This is a genomic window from Rhodococcus sp. WAY2 (assembly GCF_009859915.1).
GTDB classification, from domain to species: domain Bacteria; phylum Actinomycetota; class Actinomycetes; order Mycobacteriales; family Mycobacteriaceae; genus Rhodococcus_F; species Rhodococcus_F oxybenzonivorans.
In genome coordinates this window covers 5601748-5615981 of the sequence record NZ_CP046572.1, presented here as the reverse complement: position 1 = coordinate 5615981, position 14234 = coordinate 5601748, and the positions used below count along the sequence as shown (strand labels likewise).

Below are 14234 nucleotides of genomic sequence, written 5' to 3'. Positions count from 1 at the left end.
CCGGCAGAACTGGGGACATAGCTGTGTTCCTCCTCGACGACACGATCGTCTACAGCGCGAGTGATCTCGCCGCGGCTGCCACGTGCGAGTTCGCCTTGCTGCGTCGACTGGACGCCACCCTCGGGTTCGCGGCGGCCGGCGCGGCCTGCTCCCCTTCCGACGATCCCATGCTGCGGCGCACCTCCAGCCTCGGTGACGCACACGAACACCGCAGGCTCGAGCAGTTCCGCACTGCCTTCGGCGACGGAGTGGTCACGATCGATCGGCCCGACTACACCGCGCTCGGCTTGTTCGAGGCCAATTCCGCTACCGTCGAGGCGATCCGGGCCGGTGCCGACGTCGTGTACCAGGGAACGTTCTTCGACGGCCGCTTCCTGGGTTTCTGCGACTTTCTCATCCGGGACGGCGACACGTACGCCGTCTACGACACCAAGCTTTCCCGACACGCCAAGGTGTCAGCCCTCCTGCAACTCGCCGCGTACGCGGAAGCTCTGCAGCGCAACGGTATTCCCACCTCCCCGGAGGTGCACCTGCTGCTGGGCGACGACAGCGACTCGTCGCACTCCCTCGGTGACATCGCGCCGGTGTATTCCGCCCGCCGGTCCGCCCTCGAACGGGTACTCGACGAACACCGCGACGAGCAGTCGCTCACCGAGTGGGGCGATCCCCGGTACACGGCGTGCGGCCGGTGCGACACCTGCGGGCCGGAGGTAGAGGGGCACCGCGACCTCCTGCTCGTGGCCGGGATGCGTTCGACGCAGCGGAGTCGGCTGATCGCGGGCGGTATCGACACCATCGATGCGCTTGCAGCGCACACGGGTAACGTCGACGGTCTCGCCGAGCGCAGCCTCGACTCGCTCCGCGCCCAGGCCGCGCTGCAGCTACGGCAGGAGGCGTCGGGAACACCCGAATTCGAGGTGTACTCGCCCGGCGCACTCGGCGGGTTGCCCGCACCGGACGACGGGGACATCTTCTTCGACTTCGAGGGAGACCCGCTGTGGGCCGAGGACGGCTCGTCCGACTGGGGTCTCGAGTACCTTTTCGGTGTCGTCGAGGGGCCGCCGCCGGGCGAGAAGTCCGCCGCCCCGGTGTTCCGGCCCTTCTGGACACACAGCCGCGCCGAGGAGCGTCAGGCCCTCGTCGACTTCCTCGACTACGTCATGGAACGCCGCGCCCGCTACCCCGACATGCACATCTACCACTACGCCGCGTACGAGAAGTCGGCGCTGCTACGGCTGGCGGGGCGCCACGGAGTCGGTGAGGAGTGCGTCGACAATCTGTTGCGCGACAACGTTCTCGTCGACCTGTATCCCGTGGTCCGCTCAGCCCTGCGCATCGGCGAACGTTCCTACAGCATCAAGAAACTCGAACCGCTGTACATGCCCGAGCAGCCGCGCGACGGAGACGTCACCAATGCCGCGGCGTCCGTGGTCGCCTACGCCGATTATTGCGATCACCGTGACAACGGCCGCCTCGACGAGGCCCGCGACCTGCTGCAAGGCATCGCCGACTACAACGAGTACGACTGCGATTCCACCCTGAGATTGCGGAACTGGTTGCTGACACAGGCCGAGAAGCATGGTGTCGCTCTCCGGCCGCCGGGCGCGGCATCCTCTCCCGCCGCAGACGAGTCGACGCCCACGGAATCGGCTCTACGACAGTTCGCCGGCTCCGGACCCGGCGACACCCGCGGGCACGATCAGCAGGCGGCCGCCCTCATGGCGGCCGCGGTCGGATATCACCGCCGGGAGCGGAAGCCCTTCTGGTGGGCGCACTTCGACCGTCTCGTCGTCCCTGCCGACGAGTTGTCGGACATCCGGGACGTTCTGGTGGTCGCCACGGCCGCCGTCGAGGAGACCTGGCACAAGAGCACACCGCGGCAACGCAAGCTTCGTCGGCGCCTGAGACTCACCGGACGCTTCGGAACGGGCAGCACCGTCGGCCCCAAGACCACGATGTACGCGCTGTACGACACTCCCGCACCCGAGGCGGTCGCGGGTGACAACCCTCAGCAGAGGGGGACGTCCACCGTCAACGTGCTCGAGGTCGCCAAGGACGAGCGTCGCCGCGACGTCGTGACGGTCGAGGAGCTTCTCGGCGGCGAGGAGTATGCCGAACTGCCGGTGGCCGTCACCCCAGGTCCGCCGATCACGACGGACCGCATCGAATCGGCTATCGCGTCCGCGGCCGACACGATGTGCGAGGCCCTGCCCCACCTTCCCCTGTGCGCGTCGGCAGACATCCTGCGGCGCTTCGACCCTCGGACCCGGAGCGGACGAGCGCTTCCACCGGTTCAGGGCACCGACTACGCGGCGGCCATCACCGCCGCCCTCCTCGACCTCGACAATTCCTACGTCGCCGTCCAGGGGCCGCCGGGCACCGGCAAGACCTACACCGGCGCCCGTGTGATCAAGACTCTCGTCGAGCAACACCACTGGCGGGTGGGAGTTGTGGCGCAGTCACATTCGGTCATCGAGAACATGCTCGGCGGTATCGTCAAAGCTGGCGTGCCCGCGGAGTTGGTGGCGAAAAAGGACGGACGGCACCGCGCTGCAACGTGGACGGACATCGGCTCGAATGACTATCCCGGATTCATCGCCGAGGCGGAGACCACCGGATGCGTGATCGGCGGTACGGCCTGGGATTTCGCGAATACCGATCGGGTGCCACCCGGAAGTCTCGATCTTCTGGTGATCGACGAGGCCGGACAGTTCGCGCTGGCCAACACCATCGCGGTCGGCGGTGCTGCCCGCAACCTCCTGCTTCTCGGTGACCCGCAGCAGCTTCCGCAGGTCAGTCAGGGCACTCATCCCGAACCCGTGGACACGTCCGCGCTGGGCTGGCTCGCCGAGGGGCACGGTGCGCTGCCCCCGAGCCGGGGCTACTTCCTCGAACGCACCTGGCGGATGCACCCGCAGCTGTGCGCACCGGTGTCGGTGCTGTCGTATGACGGGAAGCTTCGGTCTCAGGAAACGGCAAGCACGGCGCGAAGACTCGACGGTATGGAACCGGGAGTGCACACGGTCATCGTCGATCATCAGGGCAATGCCACCCAATCGCCCGAGGAATCGCGGGAAGTGGTCAATCGGATCACCAAGCTGCTCGGGGCCGGGTGGACCGATCCCAGCGAGTTCGACGGCACGCGCCCACTGGACGAATCCGACATTTTGGTGGTGGCGCCGTACAACGCCCAGGTAGCGCTCATCGAGCGAGATCTCGCAGCGGTCGGACTCGACAAGGTAGAGGTGGGAACGGTCGACAAGTTCCAGGGACGCGAGGCGGCCGTCGCCATCGTGTCGATGACGGCGTCCGCGATCGAGGATGTGCCCCGCGGTATGTCGTTCCTGCTGTCCCGTAACCGGATGAATGTGGCCGTCTCCCGCGGCAAGTGGGCTGCCGTCATCGTCCGATCGGAATCCCTGACGCGGTACATGCCGAGCACACCGGAAGGGTTGACCGAACTCGGCGCCTTCATGCGCCTGTGCACGGATCAACCGAAGCATTGACCTTCGCCGCGATAGGTCGGTACCACGGTGCGGGAGCCGTCCGACTCGACGAGATGCAGCTCGGTAAATCGTTCGCACAGCTCACCCGCCTTCGCGTGTCGAAACCACACGCGGTCGCCGACCGCGAGTGACCTTGCCGCCCTCCCGGTCACGGGTGTCTGTACCTCCCCGGCACCTTCGTTGCGCAGCAGAGTCAGGCCTGACGGCCACACGGGCCGGGGCACGCGTGCGGAGCCTGCAGGCCCGGAAGCGATGTAGCCGCCGCCGAGCAAGGTGGCGATCGCGGGCGCAGGTCGGCGGACCGCAGGCAGAGCGAAGTACAGGGCGGGATGCGGGCGGAAGGACCGGTACCGGTCGAACAAGGTGGGAACGTACAGACCCGATCCGGCGGTCACCTCGGTGACCACCGGGTCTGCCGAGCTCACCTCCAGGGAGCCGGTGCCTCCGCTGTTCACGATCGAGAGGGTCCCCACAGCCGTCTGCACCGCATCCACGACGGCGCTCCGACGGGTGGCGAGTTCCTTCGCCGACGCGCGTTTCATCCATCTCACCGGCAGGCTGGAGTCGGGCAACCCGGCGATCTGGGCCTCGTAGAACATCACCCCGACGACGGTGAATCCGCGCTTGTCTGCACGGGTGGCGAGATCGGCGACCTGCGACGGTAGGCGCAGCGGTGAACGGCGTACTCCCATATGCACGGGCCCGAGGCGCAGCGACGCGTCCACGTCGATGCACAGCCTGGCGGGGACGGATTCGGTGCCTGCAGCGGCGGTGATGACGTCGAGGTGCTCGTCGCTGTCGACCATCAGCGTGATCCGGTCGAGAAGGACGGGGTCGGACGCCAGTTCGGCGAGGGCGCCGCGGTTCGCGGTGGGATATCCCATGAGGATGTCCTGGGCGCCGGAGCGGGCGAGCCACATGGCTTCGCGCAGCGAGTACGTCATGATGCCGCGAAATCCGTTGTCGGCCGTAAGACTTCGGCCGAGCGCGACCTCGAGGACCGCCCGGCAGCGTACCGACTTGCTGGCGACGCGGACCGGTGTCCCCCCGGCTCGTCGCACGAGATCCCGCGCGTTGGCGCGCAGGGTCGGTAGGTCGACCGCGGCCAACGGTGGATCGACCTCCGCCGTGGAGGCGATGAGCCGGTCGAGCGTCGAGGCGATGAGGCGGTCGAGCGTGGGGGTCACGGATCGTCCAATCGTTGCCGCGGGAGGCTGACTCGAACCGTCAGTGAACCACCGTGTTGGACGATTGTCCAGATCGTCTCGGTCGGTCGAGTACTCAGGATCAGGAGTGCTCGACGGCCTTCGACGCAATAATGTGCACCAGGTCGTCGAGCGCCGCGATCATGGCCTCGCTGTCGCGGTCGACGAGCCACCGCAGCACCAACCCGTCCAGCATGGCCAGGCCGAAACGCGCGATGGACTCGACGGGAGTGCTCCAGCCGACGTCGGAAATCCGCGCACACTCCGCGAGGAACTCGATGGCCTCATGGTCCATGGTGCGGTATTGCCGCCCGGCGATGTCGCCCGCCCGTTCACTACCGGAGGCGCGATGCCGCAGCGCCTGGGCGGTGATCTCGTAGGTGAGTAGCTGCCGGTCCGGGGTGGCCTCGATAATCGGCCACATCCCGCTGATCCCGATATGGAGAAGTTCACGCAATCCCGCGGCCCCCCGCAGGTCCGGCGCGTGCCGCACCTGACCGAAAGCCAGCCTCATCGATTCGCTGAGTTGCAATATCAGGCTCTCCCCCATCGCGGCGAGCAACTCTTCCTTGCTCTCGAAGCAGTAATGCACCACCCCGAGCGACACGCCGGCCTCCTCGGCTACGGCTCGAACAGTGACCGAAGCGACGCCACGTTGCTCCGCGATGGAGAGGGCCGATTCGACGAGTTGAGCGCGACGTTCGTCCGCGGGGAGCCTGTTCAGCATTCTCCGATCGTAGGACCTGAGCCGGTACCGGCACGGAACAACACGGGGTTGCGCGGAAGCCGTCATTTGCCTGGACGAGCGTCCAGGTTCATGATGAGCCCATGGGACAGGACACGTGGCACAACTGGGCGGGCACCGAAACGGCAAGCCCGTACCGTTATGCGACGCCCCGTTCCGTCGACGAGCTGAGCGCCCTCGTATCCGAGGCCGCGGAGCGAGGGCTGCGTGTGAAGGCGGTGGGAGCTGCGCATTCGTTCACCGGGGTCGCAGTCACGGACGGGATTCTCGTCAGCCTAGACAATCTGAGCGGAATCGATTCCGTGACGCTCGACGACCGTGCAGGCGCTCTCGTCACCGTATTCGCGGGCACCCGGTTGCACGAGCTGAACGAACAACTCTGGCACCGCGGATTGGCCATGATCAATCTCGGCGACATCGATGTGCAATCGGTGGCGGGCGCCCTTTCGACCGGCACCCACGGCACCGGAGCGCGTTTCGGTGGCCTCGCCACTCAGATCCGCGCATTGCAGGTGGTGCTGGCCGACGGTTCGATCGTCGAATGCTCGCCGGCCGAAAATCCCGACTTGTTCGAGGCTGCGCGTCTGGGCCTCGGCGCTGTGGGAATCATCTCCAAGGTCACGCTGCAGTGCGTCGCGCACTTCGTGATGCACGCCGTGGAGGCGCCCGGGTCATTGGACTCGACGCTCGATCGACTCGACCACGACCGCACCGGGGTGGACCATTTCGAGTTCTACTGGTTTCCCCACACTCGGCGGGTGCTCACCAAGCGCAATACCCGGCTGCCCGGCGACACCCCGATCTCGCCCCTTCGCCCGCTCCGCGCCTACGTCGACGACGAGGTGCTCACCAATGTCGTCTTCGAGGGCCTCAATCGGGTGGCTACCCTTGCGCCGTCGGCGATCCCGAAGATCAATAAGCTCTCCTGCCGCGTTCTGGGCACACGCGAGTACACGGATCGGAGTTATCGCGTCTTCGCCTCGCAGCGGCGGGTGAAGTTCCGCGAGATGGAGTACGCGGTACCCGTCGAGGCACTCCCGGATGTCCTCGTCGCCATCGATTCGTGGGTCGAGAACTCCGGTTTCACGGTGGCGTTCCCCGTGGAGGTGCGGTTTGCCGCCGCGGACGATGTGTGGTTGTCGACGGCGAACGGCCGGAACACCGCATACATCGCGGTCCATCAGTACTACCGCCGCGACCACGAGCCCTACTTCGCGGCGGTCGAAGCCATTGCCCGCAATGTGGACGGCCGTCCGCATTGGGGAAAGATGCACGGCCGCACGGCCGACGACCTGCGCACCACCTACCCCGACTTCGACAGGTTCGTCTCCGCACGCGACAAGTACGATTCCGCGCGAATGTTCGGCAACGCGTACCTGCAGCAGGTCCTCGGTCGCTAACGTGGTCTAGGTGCCCCCCAGTCGATCTTTCGATCGTCGCGCATTTCTCCGCGTTGCCGGAATCTCCGGAGCGGCAGCGCTCGGCGTCACCGTGCTCGGCGCCTGCGGTGAACGACTTCACGACCCGGAAGTCCCCCCGTTGCCCGACGGCAGCCTGTTCGACCCGAACGCCGGTACCTCCGAGTTCGTGCCCACCGACAAGGCGACGTGGCGTCTGCAGGGCGCTCCGCTCGTCGCACCGACCGGTGACGGAGCGCTTGCCGGACTACGGGTTGCCGTCACCGATCTGTATGCCGTGGCCGGCAGGCAGATCGGGGCAGGCAGTGGGCGGTGGCTGGCCGGGGCGCCCGTCGAAACCACCACCGCCATAGCCGTGGCACGTCTTCTCGAGCACGGCGCCGAGGTCGTGGGTATTGCTCAGACCGACGACCTCGGTTACGGCCATTCGGGTGTCAATCAGCAGTTCGGGACACCGCCGAATCCACGGGCGGAGGACCGCCTACCGGGCGGAGCAACGTCGGGTGCGGCGAGCGCGGTCGCTCAGGGCGAGGCCGACATCGGACTCGGAATCGACACCACCGGGTCCGTCCGCATCCCCGCGTCGTATCAGGGCCTGTACGGGTTCTCTCCGTCGCGCAGTGCCGTGTCCAGTGAAGGCCTCGTTCCCCTCTGCCCGACCTTCGACACTCCGGCGTGGGTGTGCAGCGACATCGACACTCTCGCAGCCGTGTCGGGCGTGCTGCTTCCGCTCACAGCGGAGCGCCCCTTCGCCACAGCGCTGAGTTCGGACGGAATCAATGCCGTCGCCGACGCCGGGGTCCTCGCTGCGGTGCGGCGCGCACTCACCGCCTGGGAGAAGAGCAGCCTGCCGCGACTCGTGCGCACCGACACGGACATCGGCCGGCTACCCGACTGGTACGACGCCGTCAGCGACGTGCAGGGGTACGAGGCGTGGCGGCTGCACGGCGAGTGGATCGGGCAGGCGATCACCTCGCTCAGTGACGAACCGCGCCGCAATTTCGCCGCCGCAGGGCGGACCTGGGACTCGACGTACGCCCGTCAGATGAGAGTGCTGGCCGAGGCATCCGACACGATCACCCGTTTCATCGGAAACAGCCTGCTGGTGCTGCCTGCGACCTCCTCGGCTGCGCCGCCGAGGCAGAACGACCCGAGCGGCGAACGCTTCCGCAACATCATGCGCACCACCGGAATGCTCACCTCGCTGGCGACCATCTCCGGCCTTCCCAGTGCAACGGTGCCCCTACGCACGGACGACGGAATCCCGGTCGGGCTCTGCGTGGTGGGCCCTTTCGGGCGCGATCGCGACGTGCTGGCGGCCGTCACCAGTGTCGGCGACGCCGGGCTGACCGACTGAACCTCAGCGCCGGAGAAGTTCCGCCTTGCGTGCCTCGGTCGCGAACGAGGCCTTGATGGAGTTGCGCGCCAACGTGTCTTGTTCGGCGTCCGTGAGTCCGAGCTGATCGCGCAGCTGGGCGAAATTGTCGTCGACGTATCCACCGAAATAGGCGGGATCGTCGGAGTTCACGGTGACCACCAGTCCGGCGTCGAGCATGGTCCGCAGGGGATGCTCGGCGAGCGAGTCGACAACGCACAAGCGCACGTTGGACAGCGGGCACACGGTGAGGGGAATCTCCTCGTCCACCAGTCGTTCGACGAGCGCCGGGTCCTCGAGGGCTCGCACGCCGTGGTCGATGCGCTCGGCACCGAGGAGGTCGAGCGCCTGCCAGATGTACTCCGGCGGACCCTCTTCTCCGGCGTGCGCCACCACGTGCAGTCCTTCCGCGCGGGCGCGGGCGAAGACGTCCTCGAACAGTGACGGCGGATTGCCCCTCTCCGCCGAATCGAGTCCCAGCCCGATGATCGGAGACTGCAACCGGAGAATCTCCGAGAACATCTCTTCTGCTTCGCTAACCGGACGGTCACGCAGAATTGCAGCGATAGCCGCACTGCTGAGCCCGAACTCCCGCTCGCTGCCTGCGACAGCGTCCATGATTCCGTCGAGAACTTCGGTCAGCGGCACACCACGATTGATGTGCGCCTGCGGATTGAAGAAGAACTCGACGTGCGCCACACCGGCCGCCGATGCCCGGGCGAAGTAGGCGCGGGTCAGATCGGCGAAATCCTGGGCGGTCCGCAGAACCTGCATGTTGGCGAAGTAGAGATCGAGGAACGACTGCAGGTCGGTGAATTCGTACCGCGAACGCAGATCGTCCAGGTCTGCGTACGGCAGTGGCACCGCGTTGCGTTCGGCGAGCCCGAAGATCAATTCGGGTTCGAGCGACCCCTCGATGTGCATGTGCAACTCGGCGACGGGGAGGTTCACGGGAATGGTGCCTGCTTTCTCGGCGCCTAGGCGGCGACGTCGCGTTCGACGATACGGACGAACCCGTCGCCGTCGATACTCGCGGTGTCGCCGGTGTGAAACCAGCCACCCGTGAAGCTCCGTGCGGTGGCCTCCGGGCGGTTCCAGTAGCCACGTGTCACACCCGGTCCCCGACAGCACAATTCACCGAATCCGTGCTGCGCTTCCGGGCCGAACAGCGCCACCTCCATTCCACCGAACGCGATTCCCACACTTCCGGCGTGGGTCAATGCGCATTCGTCGGGAAGGGCCAGTCCGGCGCCGCACGTTTCGGTCATCCCCCACCCCAGGAAGTGCTTGGCGGCCGGGAATGTTCTGCGCAGGAACTGGGCCTGCTCGACGGACAGGCCGGCGCCACTGTAGTCGATCCACCGCACTGCCCGACGACCGAAGTTGGTCACCGGCGACTCCTCGACCGCACGCAGGAGGGTGGCCGGCGCCGCGGTCAGAACGTCGGCGCCCGTTCCACGCCACGACGCGGAATCCGTGCTCGTCGTCAACAGGGCGGTGCCGCCGACCACGAGTGTCGACAATAATTCGACGAGCGATCCGACGGTGTGCAGTTCGGGGTCGACCAGCAGATTACGCAGTCCCTCCGAGCTGAACCGCCGCGCGTGGATCACCGATTCGAGGGTGGACAGGACGTTCTCGTTGCTCAGTTCGACACCCTTGGGCGAGCCGTCACCGGTGTACGACAGCAGCACCAGTTCCTCGGGACCGGCGCCGTCGTCGATGAACGAGATTCCGTCGGGAAGCTCCCCGTCGAGGACCATCACCGACTCGCTGTCGGCGAGGACCGTGTCGGTGGCGGACTGGTCCAGTTCCGGACCCACCCCGACCGGTACCCCGCCTGCGAGGAGGACGCCGAGGAAGGCTTCGACCCAGCGCACTCCCACCGGTTGCCGGACGGCCACCCGGTCGCCGATCTCGACTCCCCTCGTCTTCAGGCCGCCGGCCACCCGGGCAGCCGACGTCCACAACTGCGAGAAGGTGAGCGTCCGGCCACCGTCCTCCTCGACCGCCACCCTGCCTGCGTAACGGTGCACGGCGATGTCGAGCAGTTCGGTGAGTGACGGCGTGAGACCGCCGTACCGGAGGAGGCCGTCGCGTCCGCGGGCCATCCGGTCGTCGTGGAAGAAGGCGGAACTGCACGGGTACTCGACGAGGGACGACGGCATGTGGACCTCCGCTGACTGACCGGAACGCTGCCCCGACTATATGACGCCGGTCACAATCATGTGCACAGTCGGGCGACCCTAGCGGCCTCGGTACGAGGCCTTGCCCGGCCCGTCGGTAAGAAAACTGCGGACCGCACCCGACAGGTCTTCGGTCTCGAAGAGCGCGCCGGACACTTCCGGTGTGATCGAGTCGGCGTGCGCCACTCCACCGGATCGCCACGCTGAGATGATCTGTTTCGTCGCATCGTGGGCGCGGGTCGGTCCGTCCGCGAGGCGCGTGGTCAGTGCCCGGGCCTCGGTGTCGACGTCGTCGTAGACCGCGTTCACCACACCCCAACCCTGCAGTGTCGCGGCGTCGTACAGATCTCCGGTCATCACCAGTTCGCGGGCACGGCCGGAACCGGCACGCTCGGCCAGTCGCTGAGGTCCCCCCATCGACGGAGTCAGACCCACCACGGTCTCGACCAGACCGAACTTCGCCTTCGGTGCGGCCAGAATGATGTCGCAGGCGAGGGCGATCTCGAATGCCGCGGTCAGGGTCAGTCCATGGGCGGCGTAGACCACCGGGCACGGCAGTGCCTCGATCGGATGGCAGATGTCCGCGAACAGCTGCTGCCACAAATCCGCAGCTTGCTCGGCGCTGAGCCCGTCGAAGAGATGGACGTCGACGCCCGCCGACACCACTTTGCCCTCCGCACGCAGCAGCACGGCACGCGGGGGGTCTTCGGTGAGAGTCGCGACATCGGCCTGGACGGCGTCGAACATGGCCTGGTCGAAGAGGTTCAGCGGGCCGTGGGCGAACGTGAGGGTCGCGAACTCGGCACCCGCATCGGTGCGGACGCGTTCGAGTCGGGTGGGGTGCGATGCGACAGCGGGATCGGTCATGCCGCCACACTGCCACACCGGCAACGTCAGTCCTGGAGCGACGATTCGCTGCTCGTCTCGACGTCGACAGTGTCGGCGGAATCCTTCTCCCGCAGCGGGCGGGCGAAGCAGACGGAGGCAACGAAGCCGACCAGCAGAATCGCGGCGGGTAGCCACACCGATTGGGACATGGCCGTGGCGAACGGGTCTTTCATGACCTCGGGCAGCTCGCCGACACCGGCGTCCTGGCTCCCGCCTGCCATTCCCTGCGCGGACAGCCGCGCAGTAATGAGCGCGCCGATAGCGGCGCTACCGAGCACGGCCCCGACCTGGCGGGTGGTGTTGTACACGCCGGCCCCTGCGCCCGCCTGATGCGGCGGCAGGTTGTGGGTGGCGGTGGCAGCGAGCGGGGACCAGATACACGAATTGGCCACGCCGATCAGACCGATGGGGAGCAGCAGCTGCCAGATGGCGACACCGGGCGACATGACCATCGCCAGCCAGCCCAGCGCGATCGCGAACAGCAGGAAGCCCGTCCCGGCGATGTACCGCGGGTGCGTGCGGTCCACCAGCCTCCCGACGAACGGGGCGAACACACCGGTGAAGACGGCCATCGGCACCAGCAACAAGGCCGACTCCGTAGGCGACAGGCCGCGCACGCCTTGCGTGTAGAACATCAGTGGCAGAACCATGGCCGTGACCGCGAACCCCATCGCGGTGATCCCGACGTTGGCGAGGGCGAAGTTGCGATCCCGGAACAAGCTCAACGGCAGCAACGGTTCGTTGCGATTCCACGACTGATACCAGACGAAGATCCCGATGAGGACCACCCCGGCGCCGATCGACAGCCACACGATTCTCGACCAGTCGTACGAACTGCCCTCCTGGATGCCGAACACAAGCAGGAACATGCCCGACGCACTGAGCACGACACCCGGGATGTCGAACTTGTGCGCGTGGGTTTCGAGCGCGGGAACGAGCCGCCATGCGAGCACGAACGCGATCACGCCGACCGGCACGTTGACGATGAAGATCCATTCCCAGCCCAGGTTGTCCACCAGCACACCGCCGGCGAGAGGACCGACCAAAGTCGCGACGCCCGCCACCGCACCCCACAGGCCCATCGCTGTGCCGCGCCGGTCGGGCGGGAAGGTACGGGTGATGACGGCCATCGTCTGCGGTGTCATCAGCGCGGCACCGAGTCCCTGGAACACCCGGGCGACGATCAGCATCGTGACGGTTCCGGACAGGCCGCACCACAGCGATGCACCGGTGAACAGCACGAGCCCGATCAGGTAGACGTTCTTGGGTCCGAATCGGTCACCGAGCCGGCCGGTGACGAGGAGGGGAACCGCGTACGCCAGCAGGTAGGCGCTGGTGACCCACACCACGCTGGTGATGTCGGTACGCAGGTCCGTCAGGATCGCCGGGTTGGCCACCGCCACGATGGTGCTGTCGACGAGGATCATGAAGAACCCGATGACCAGCGCCCACAGGGCGGGCCAGGGGTTGCCCTGTTCGGGCGGGGCGGCGGCAAGTCGTGCGGTGCGCTCGGTATCCATCGTCAATCCTTTGCTGAACCGGAATGGTCCGGGCGTGCGAATGTCAGGCCTTCGAGGAATTCCAGCCAGGACAGCGTCCCGGAGTCGATATCGCTCACGAGCGCGCGGAGCCAGTCGCGTTCCGCGCGGGCGACAGTGAGCAGATATTCGTTTCCCAGGCTGAAGATGCGCGGCGGTGCCTCGTTGCCGTCGGCGGAGGCCACGAGTTCGTCGATCTCCTGGTCGAGGCGGCCCAGACGCTCGCGTAGCAGGTTTACTACCGCACCCGACTCGAGGTTGTGTGCCTCCGCGAGCGCGAGCGGGAACTGCGGGTACTCCCGGGCGGGGGCGGCGAGCATGTCGCTCACCCGGCGGCCGAGGGCGTCCCGCCCGGAGTCCGTGATCTCGTACATTGTGCGCTCGGGCCGGTTGCCCGCCCTATCGGTGCCCGTGGTGCGCACCAGGCGTTCGGCCTCGAGCCTGTTGACCGTGTGGTAGAGCGATCCCGGCCTGATCTTCACCAGGCGTCCGCGACGGGTGTCGGCGAGTTGGTACATCTCGTACGGGTGCATCGTTCGCTCGTTGAGTAAACCGAGAATGGTGACGGCGAGCGGCGTCAGCACCATCTGCATCGCCTTCCGCCGTCGAATACTCCACACGGAATATACCGGACCGGCCACAAGGGATCAGCGGTTACCGTTGCTGCGTGGATCCGCATCATCTCGACATCGTTCGACTCGCCTGGTCGCGTGAACTCGGACTCCCCGACGACGCGCTCACGGACAGGCCCGGCCGGGCCACCCGTGCCGATCCCGAGGCGGACACCCTCCGTTTCCTCGACCTGCGGGGCACCTCGGCCATGGTGGGTCCCGACTGGATACTCCGGCGCGCGGAACGACTTTCGGACCGGGACCTGACCGAACCCGCAACTCTGCTCGGCCTCGTCCAGGATCGTTCGGGCCGCTGCTCCGGACCGCTCACACTCTGGTTCACCAGCGACTATCAGGAACCGGCGACCGGGCGACCGCCTGTGGTGTCGGACGACCGCGAGCACGTGCGGGAACTGGAGACCGCCTGCCCACCGGACGACGTGACCGAAGCCCACCTGAGCACTCGAGACCGGTGGTTCACGATCCTGGACGACGCGCAGCAGCCGGTCAGTTCCGCCGGGTACAGCGAATTCCAGGGATTCGTCGCCGATGTCGCCGTCCTGACCGCTCCCCTCTTCCGGTGCCGGGGGCTCGGCACCCAGGCCGCCGGAATCGCCACCGACGATGCGCTCGACAGCGGACTGATCGCCCAGTTCCGTGCACCGCGCGATGCCCCGGCCTCCTGTCGGCTCGCTGCCCGCTCGGGTTACCGCGAACTCGGAACATACATCGAGGTCACCGTCTCCCGAAGTACGCTGTGAG

11 protein-coding genes are annotated in these 14234 nt (G+C 67.0%); 4 read left to right on the top strand and 7 right to left on the bottom strand.

The features are described 5' to 3' along the window. Positions 1 to 23 precede the first annotated feature (23 nt). Complete coding sequence (locus tag GFS60_RS25235; RefSeq protein WP_159925483.1) at positions 24 to 3506, top strand: TM0106 family RecB-like putative nuclease; 3483 nt, start codon at positions 24 to 26, stop codon at positions 3504 to 3506. Here the strand turns inward: GFS60_RS25235 and GFS60_RS25230 are convergent. Further along, positions 3491 to 4669, bottom strand: a complete 1179-nt coding sequence (locus tag GFS60_RS25230; RefSeq protein WP_159927526.1) for an amino acid deaminase/aldolase — start codon at positions 4667 to 4669, stop codon at positions 3491 to 3493. The two genes, GFS60_RS25235 and GFS60_RS25230, sit on opposite strands and share 16 nt — an antisense overlap. Positions 4670 to 4793: 124 nt before the next feature. After that, positions 4794 to 5438: a TetR/AcrR family transcriptional regulator gene (locus GFS60_RS25225; protein ID WP_109331755.1), complete on the bottom strand. Its 645-nt coding sequence runs from the start codon at positions 5436 to 5438 to the stop codon at positions 4794 to 4796. 101 nt (positions 5439 to 5539) lie between these two features. Between GFS60_RS25225 and GFS60_RS25220 the strand changes: the two genes are divergently transcribed. Further along, the gene (locus GFS60_RS25220; protein WP_159925481.1) at positions 5540 to 6856 is read left to right on the top strand and encodes a D-arabinono-1,4-lactone oxidase; all 1317 of its coding nucleotides are present in this window, start codon (positions 5540 to 5542) and stop codon (positions 6854 to 6856) included. Between the two features lie 10 nt (positions 6857 to 6866). Further along, positions 6867 to 8231, top strand: a complete 1365-nt coding sequence (locus GFS60_RS25215; RefSeq protein ID WP_159925479.1) for an amidase family protein — start codon at positions 6867 to 6869, stop codon at positions 8229 to 8231. A gap of 3 nt (positions 8232 to 8234) precedes the next feature. Here the strand turns inward: GFS60_RS25215 and GFS60_RS25210 are convergent, their stop codons facing one another. The 5 genes from GFS60_RS25210 to GFS60_RS25190 all read right to left on the bottom strand — a co-directional run bounded on the left by GFS60_RS25210 (position 8235) and on the right by GFS60_RS25190 (position 13448). Then, the gene (locus GFS60_RS25210; RefSeq protein WP_109331763.1) at positions 8235 to 9200 is read right to left on the bottom strand and encodes an adenosine deaminase; all 966 of its coding nucleotides are present in this window, start codon (positions 9198 to 9200) and stop codon (positions 8235 to 8237) included. Positions 9201 to 9226: 26 nt separating this feature from the next. Continuing rightward, positions 9227 to 10417 carry a class I adenylate-forming enzyme family protein gene (locus tag GFS60_RS25205; RefSeq protein ID WP_159925478.1) on the bottom strand — a complete coding sequence of 397 codons (1191 nt, stop codon included), beginning with the start codon at positions 10415 to 10417 and terminating at the stop codon, positions 9227 to 9229. Between the two features lie 78 nt (positions 10418 to 10495). Continuing rightward, complete coding sequence (locus GFS60_RS25200) at positions 10496 to 11302, bottom strand: enoyl-CoA hydratase/isomerase family protein (protein WP_159925477.1); 807 nt, start codon at positions 11300 to 11302, stop codon at positions 10496 to 10498. 26 nt (positions 11303 to 11328) lie between these two features. Then, on the bottom strand, positions 11329 to 12843 hold the full coding sequence (locus GFS60_RS25195) for an MFS transporter (protein WP_159925476.1): 1515 nt from the start codon (positions 12841 to 12843) through the stop codon (positions 11329 to 11331). A gap of 2 nt (positions 12844 to 12845) precedes the next feature. Continuing rightward, on the bottom strand, positions 12846 to 13448 hold the full coding sequence (locus GFS60_RS25190) for a PadR family transcriptional regulator (RefSeq protein ID WP_159925475.1): 603 nt from the start codon (positions 13446 to 13448) through the stop codon (positions 12846 to 12848). 80 nt (positions 13449 to 13528) lie between these two features. On the opposite strand from GFS60_RS25190, the gene GFS60_RS25185 reads away from it, so the two are divergent. Then, complete coding sequence (locus tag GFS60_RS25185) at positions 13529 to 14233, top strand: GNAT family N-acetyltransferase (RefSeq protein ID WP_236603285.1); 705 nt, start codon at positions 13529 to 13531, stop codon at positions 14231 to 14233. Position 14234 lies beyond the last annotated feature (1 nt).

Bases quoted from the DNA above. Each gene is read 5' to 3' on its own strand.
- GFS60_RS25200 (WP_159925477.1), bottom strand. From the start codon at position 11,302: ATGACCGATCCCGCTGTCGCATCGCACCCCACCCGACTCGAACGCGTC.
- GFS60_RS25205 (WP_159925478.1), bottom strand. From the start codon at position 10,417: ATGCCGTCGTCCCTCGTCGAGTACCCGTGCAGTTCCGCCTTCTTCCAC.
- GFS60_RS25190 (WP_159925475.1), bottom strand. From the start codon at position 13,448: ATGGTGCTGACGCCGCTCGCCGTCACCATTCTCGGTTTACTCAACGAG.
- GFS60_RS25195 (WP_159925476.1), bottom strand. From the start codon at position 12,843: ATGGATACCGAGCGCACCGCACGACTTGCCGCCGCCCCGCCCGAACAG.
- GFS60_RS25225 (WP_109331755.1), bottom strand. From the start codon at position 5,438: ATGCTGAACAGGCTCCCCGCGGACGAACGTCGCGCTCAACTCGTCGAA.
- GFS60_RS25220 (WP_159925481.1), top strand. From the start codon at position 5,540: ATGGGACAGGACACGTGGCACAACTGGGCGGGCACCGAAACGGCAAGC.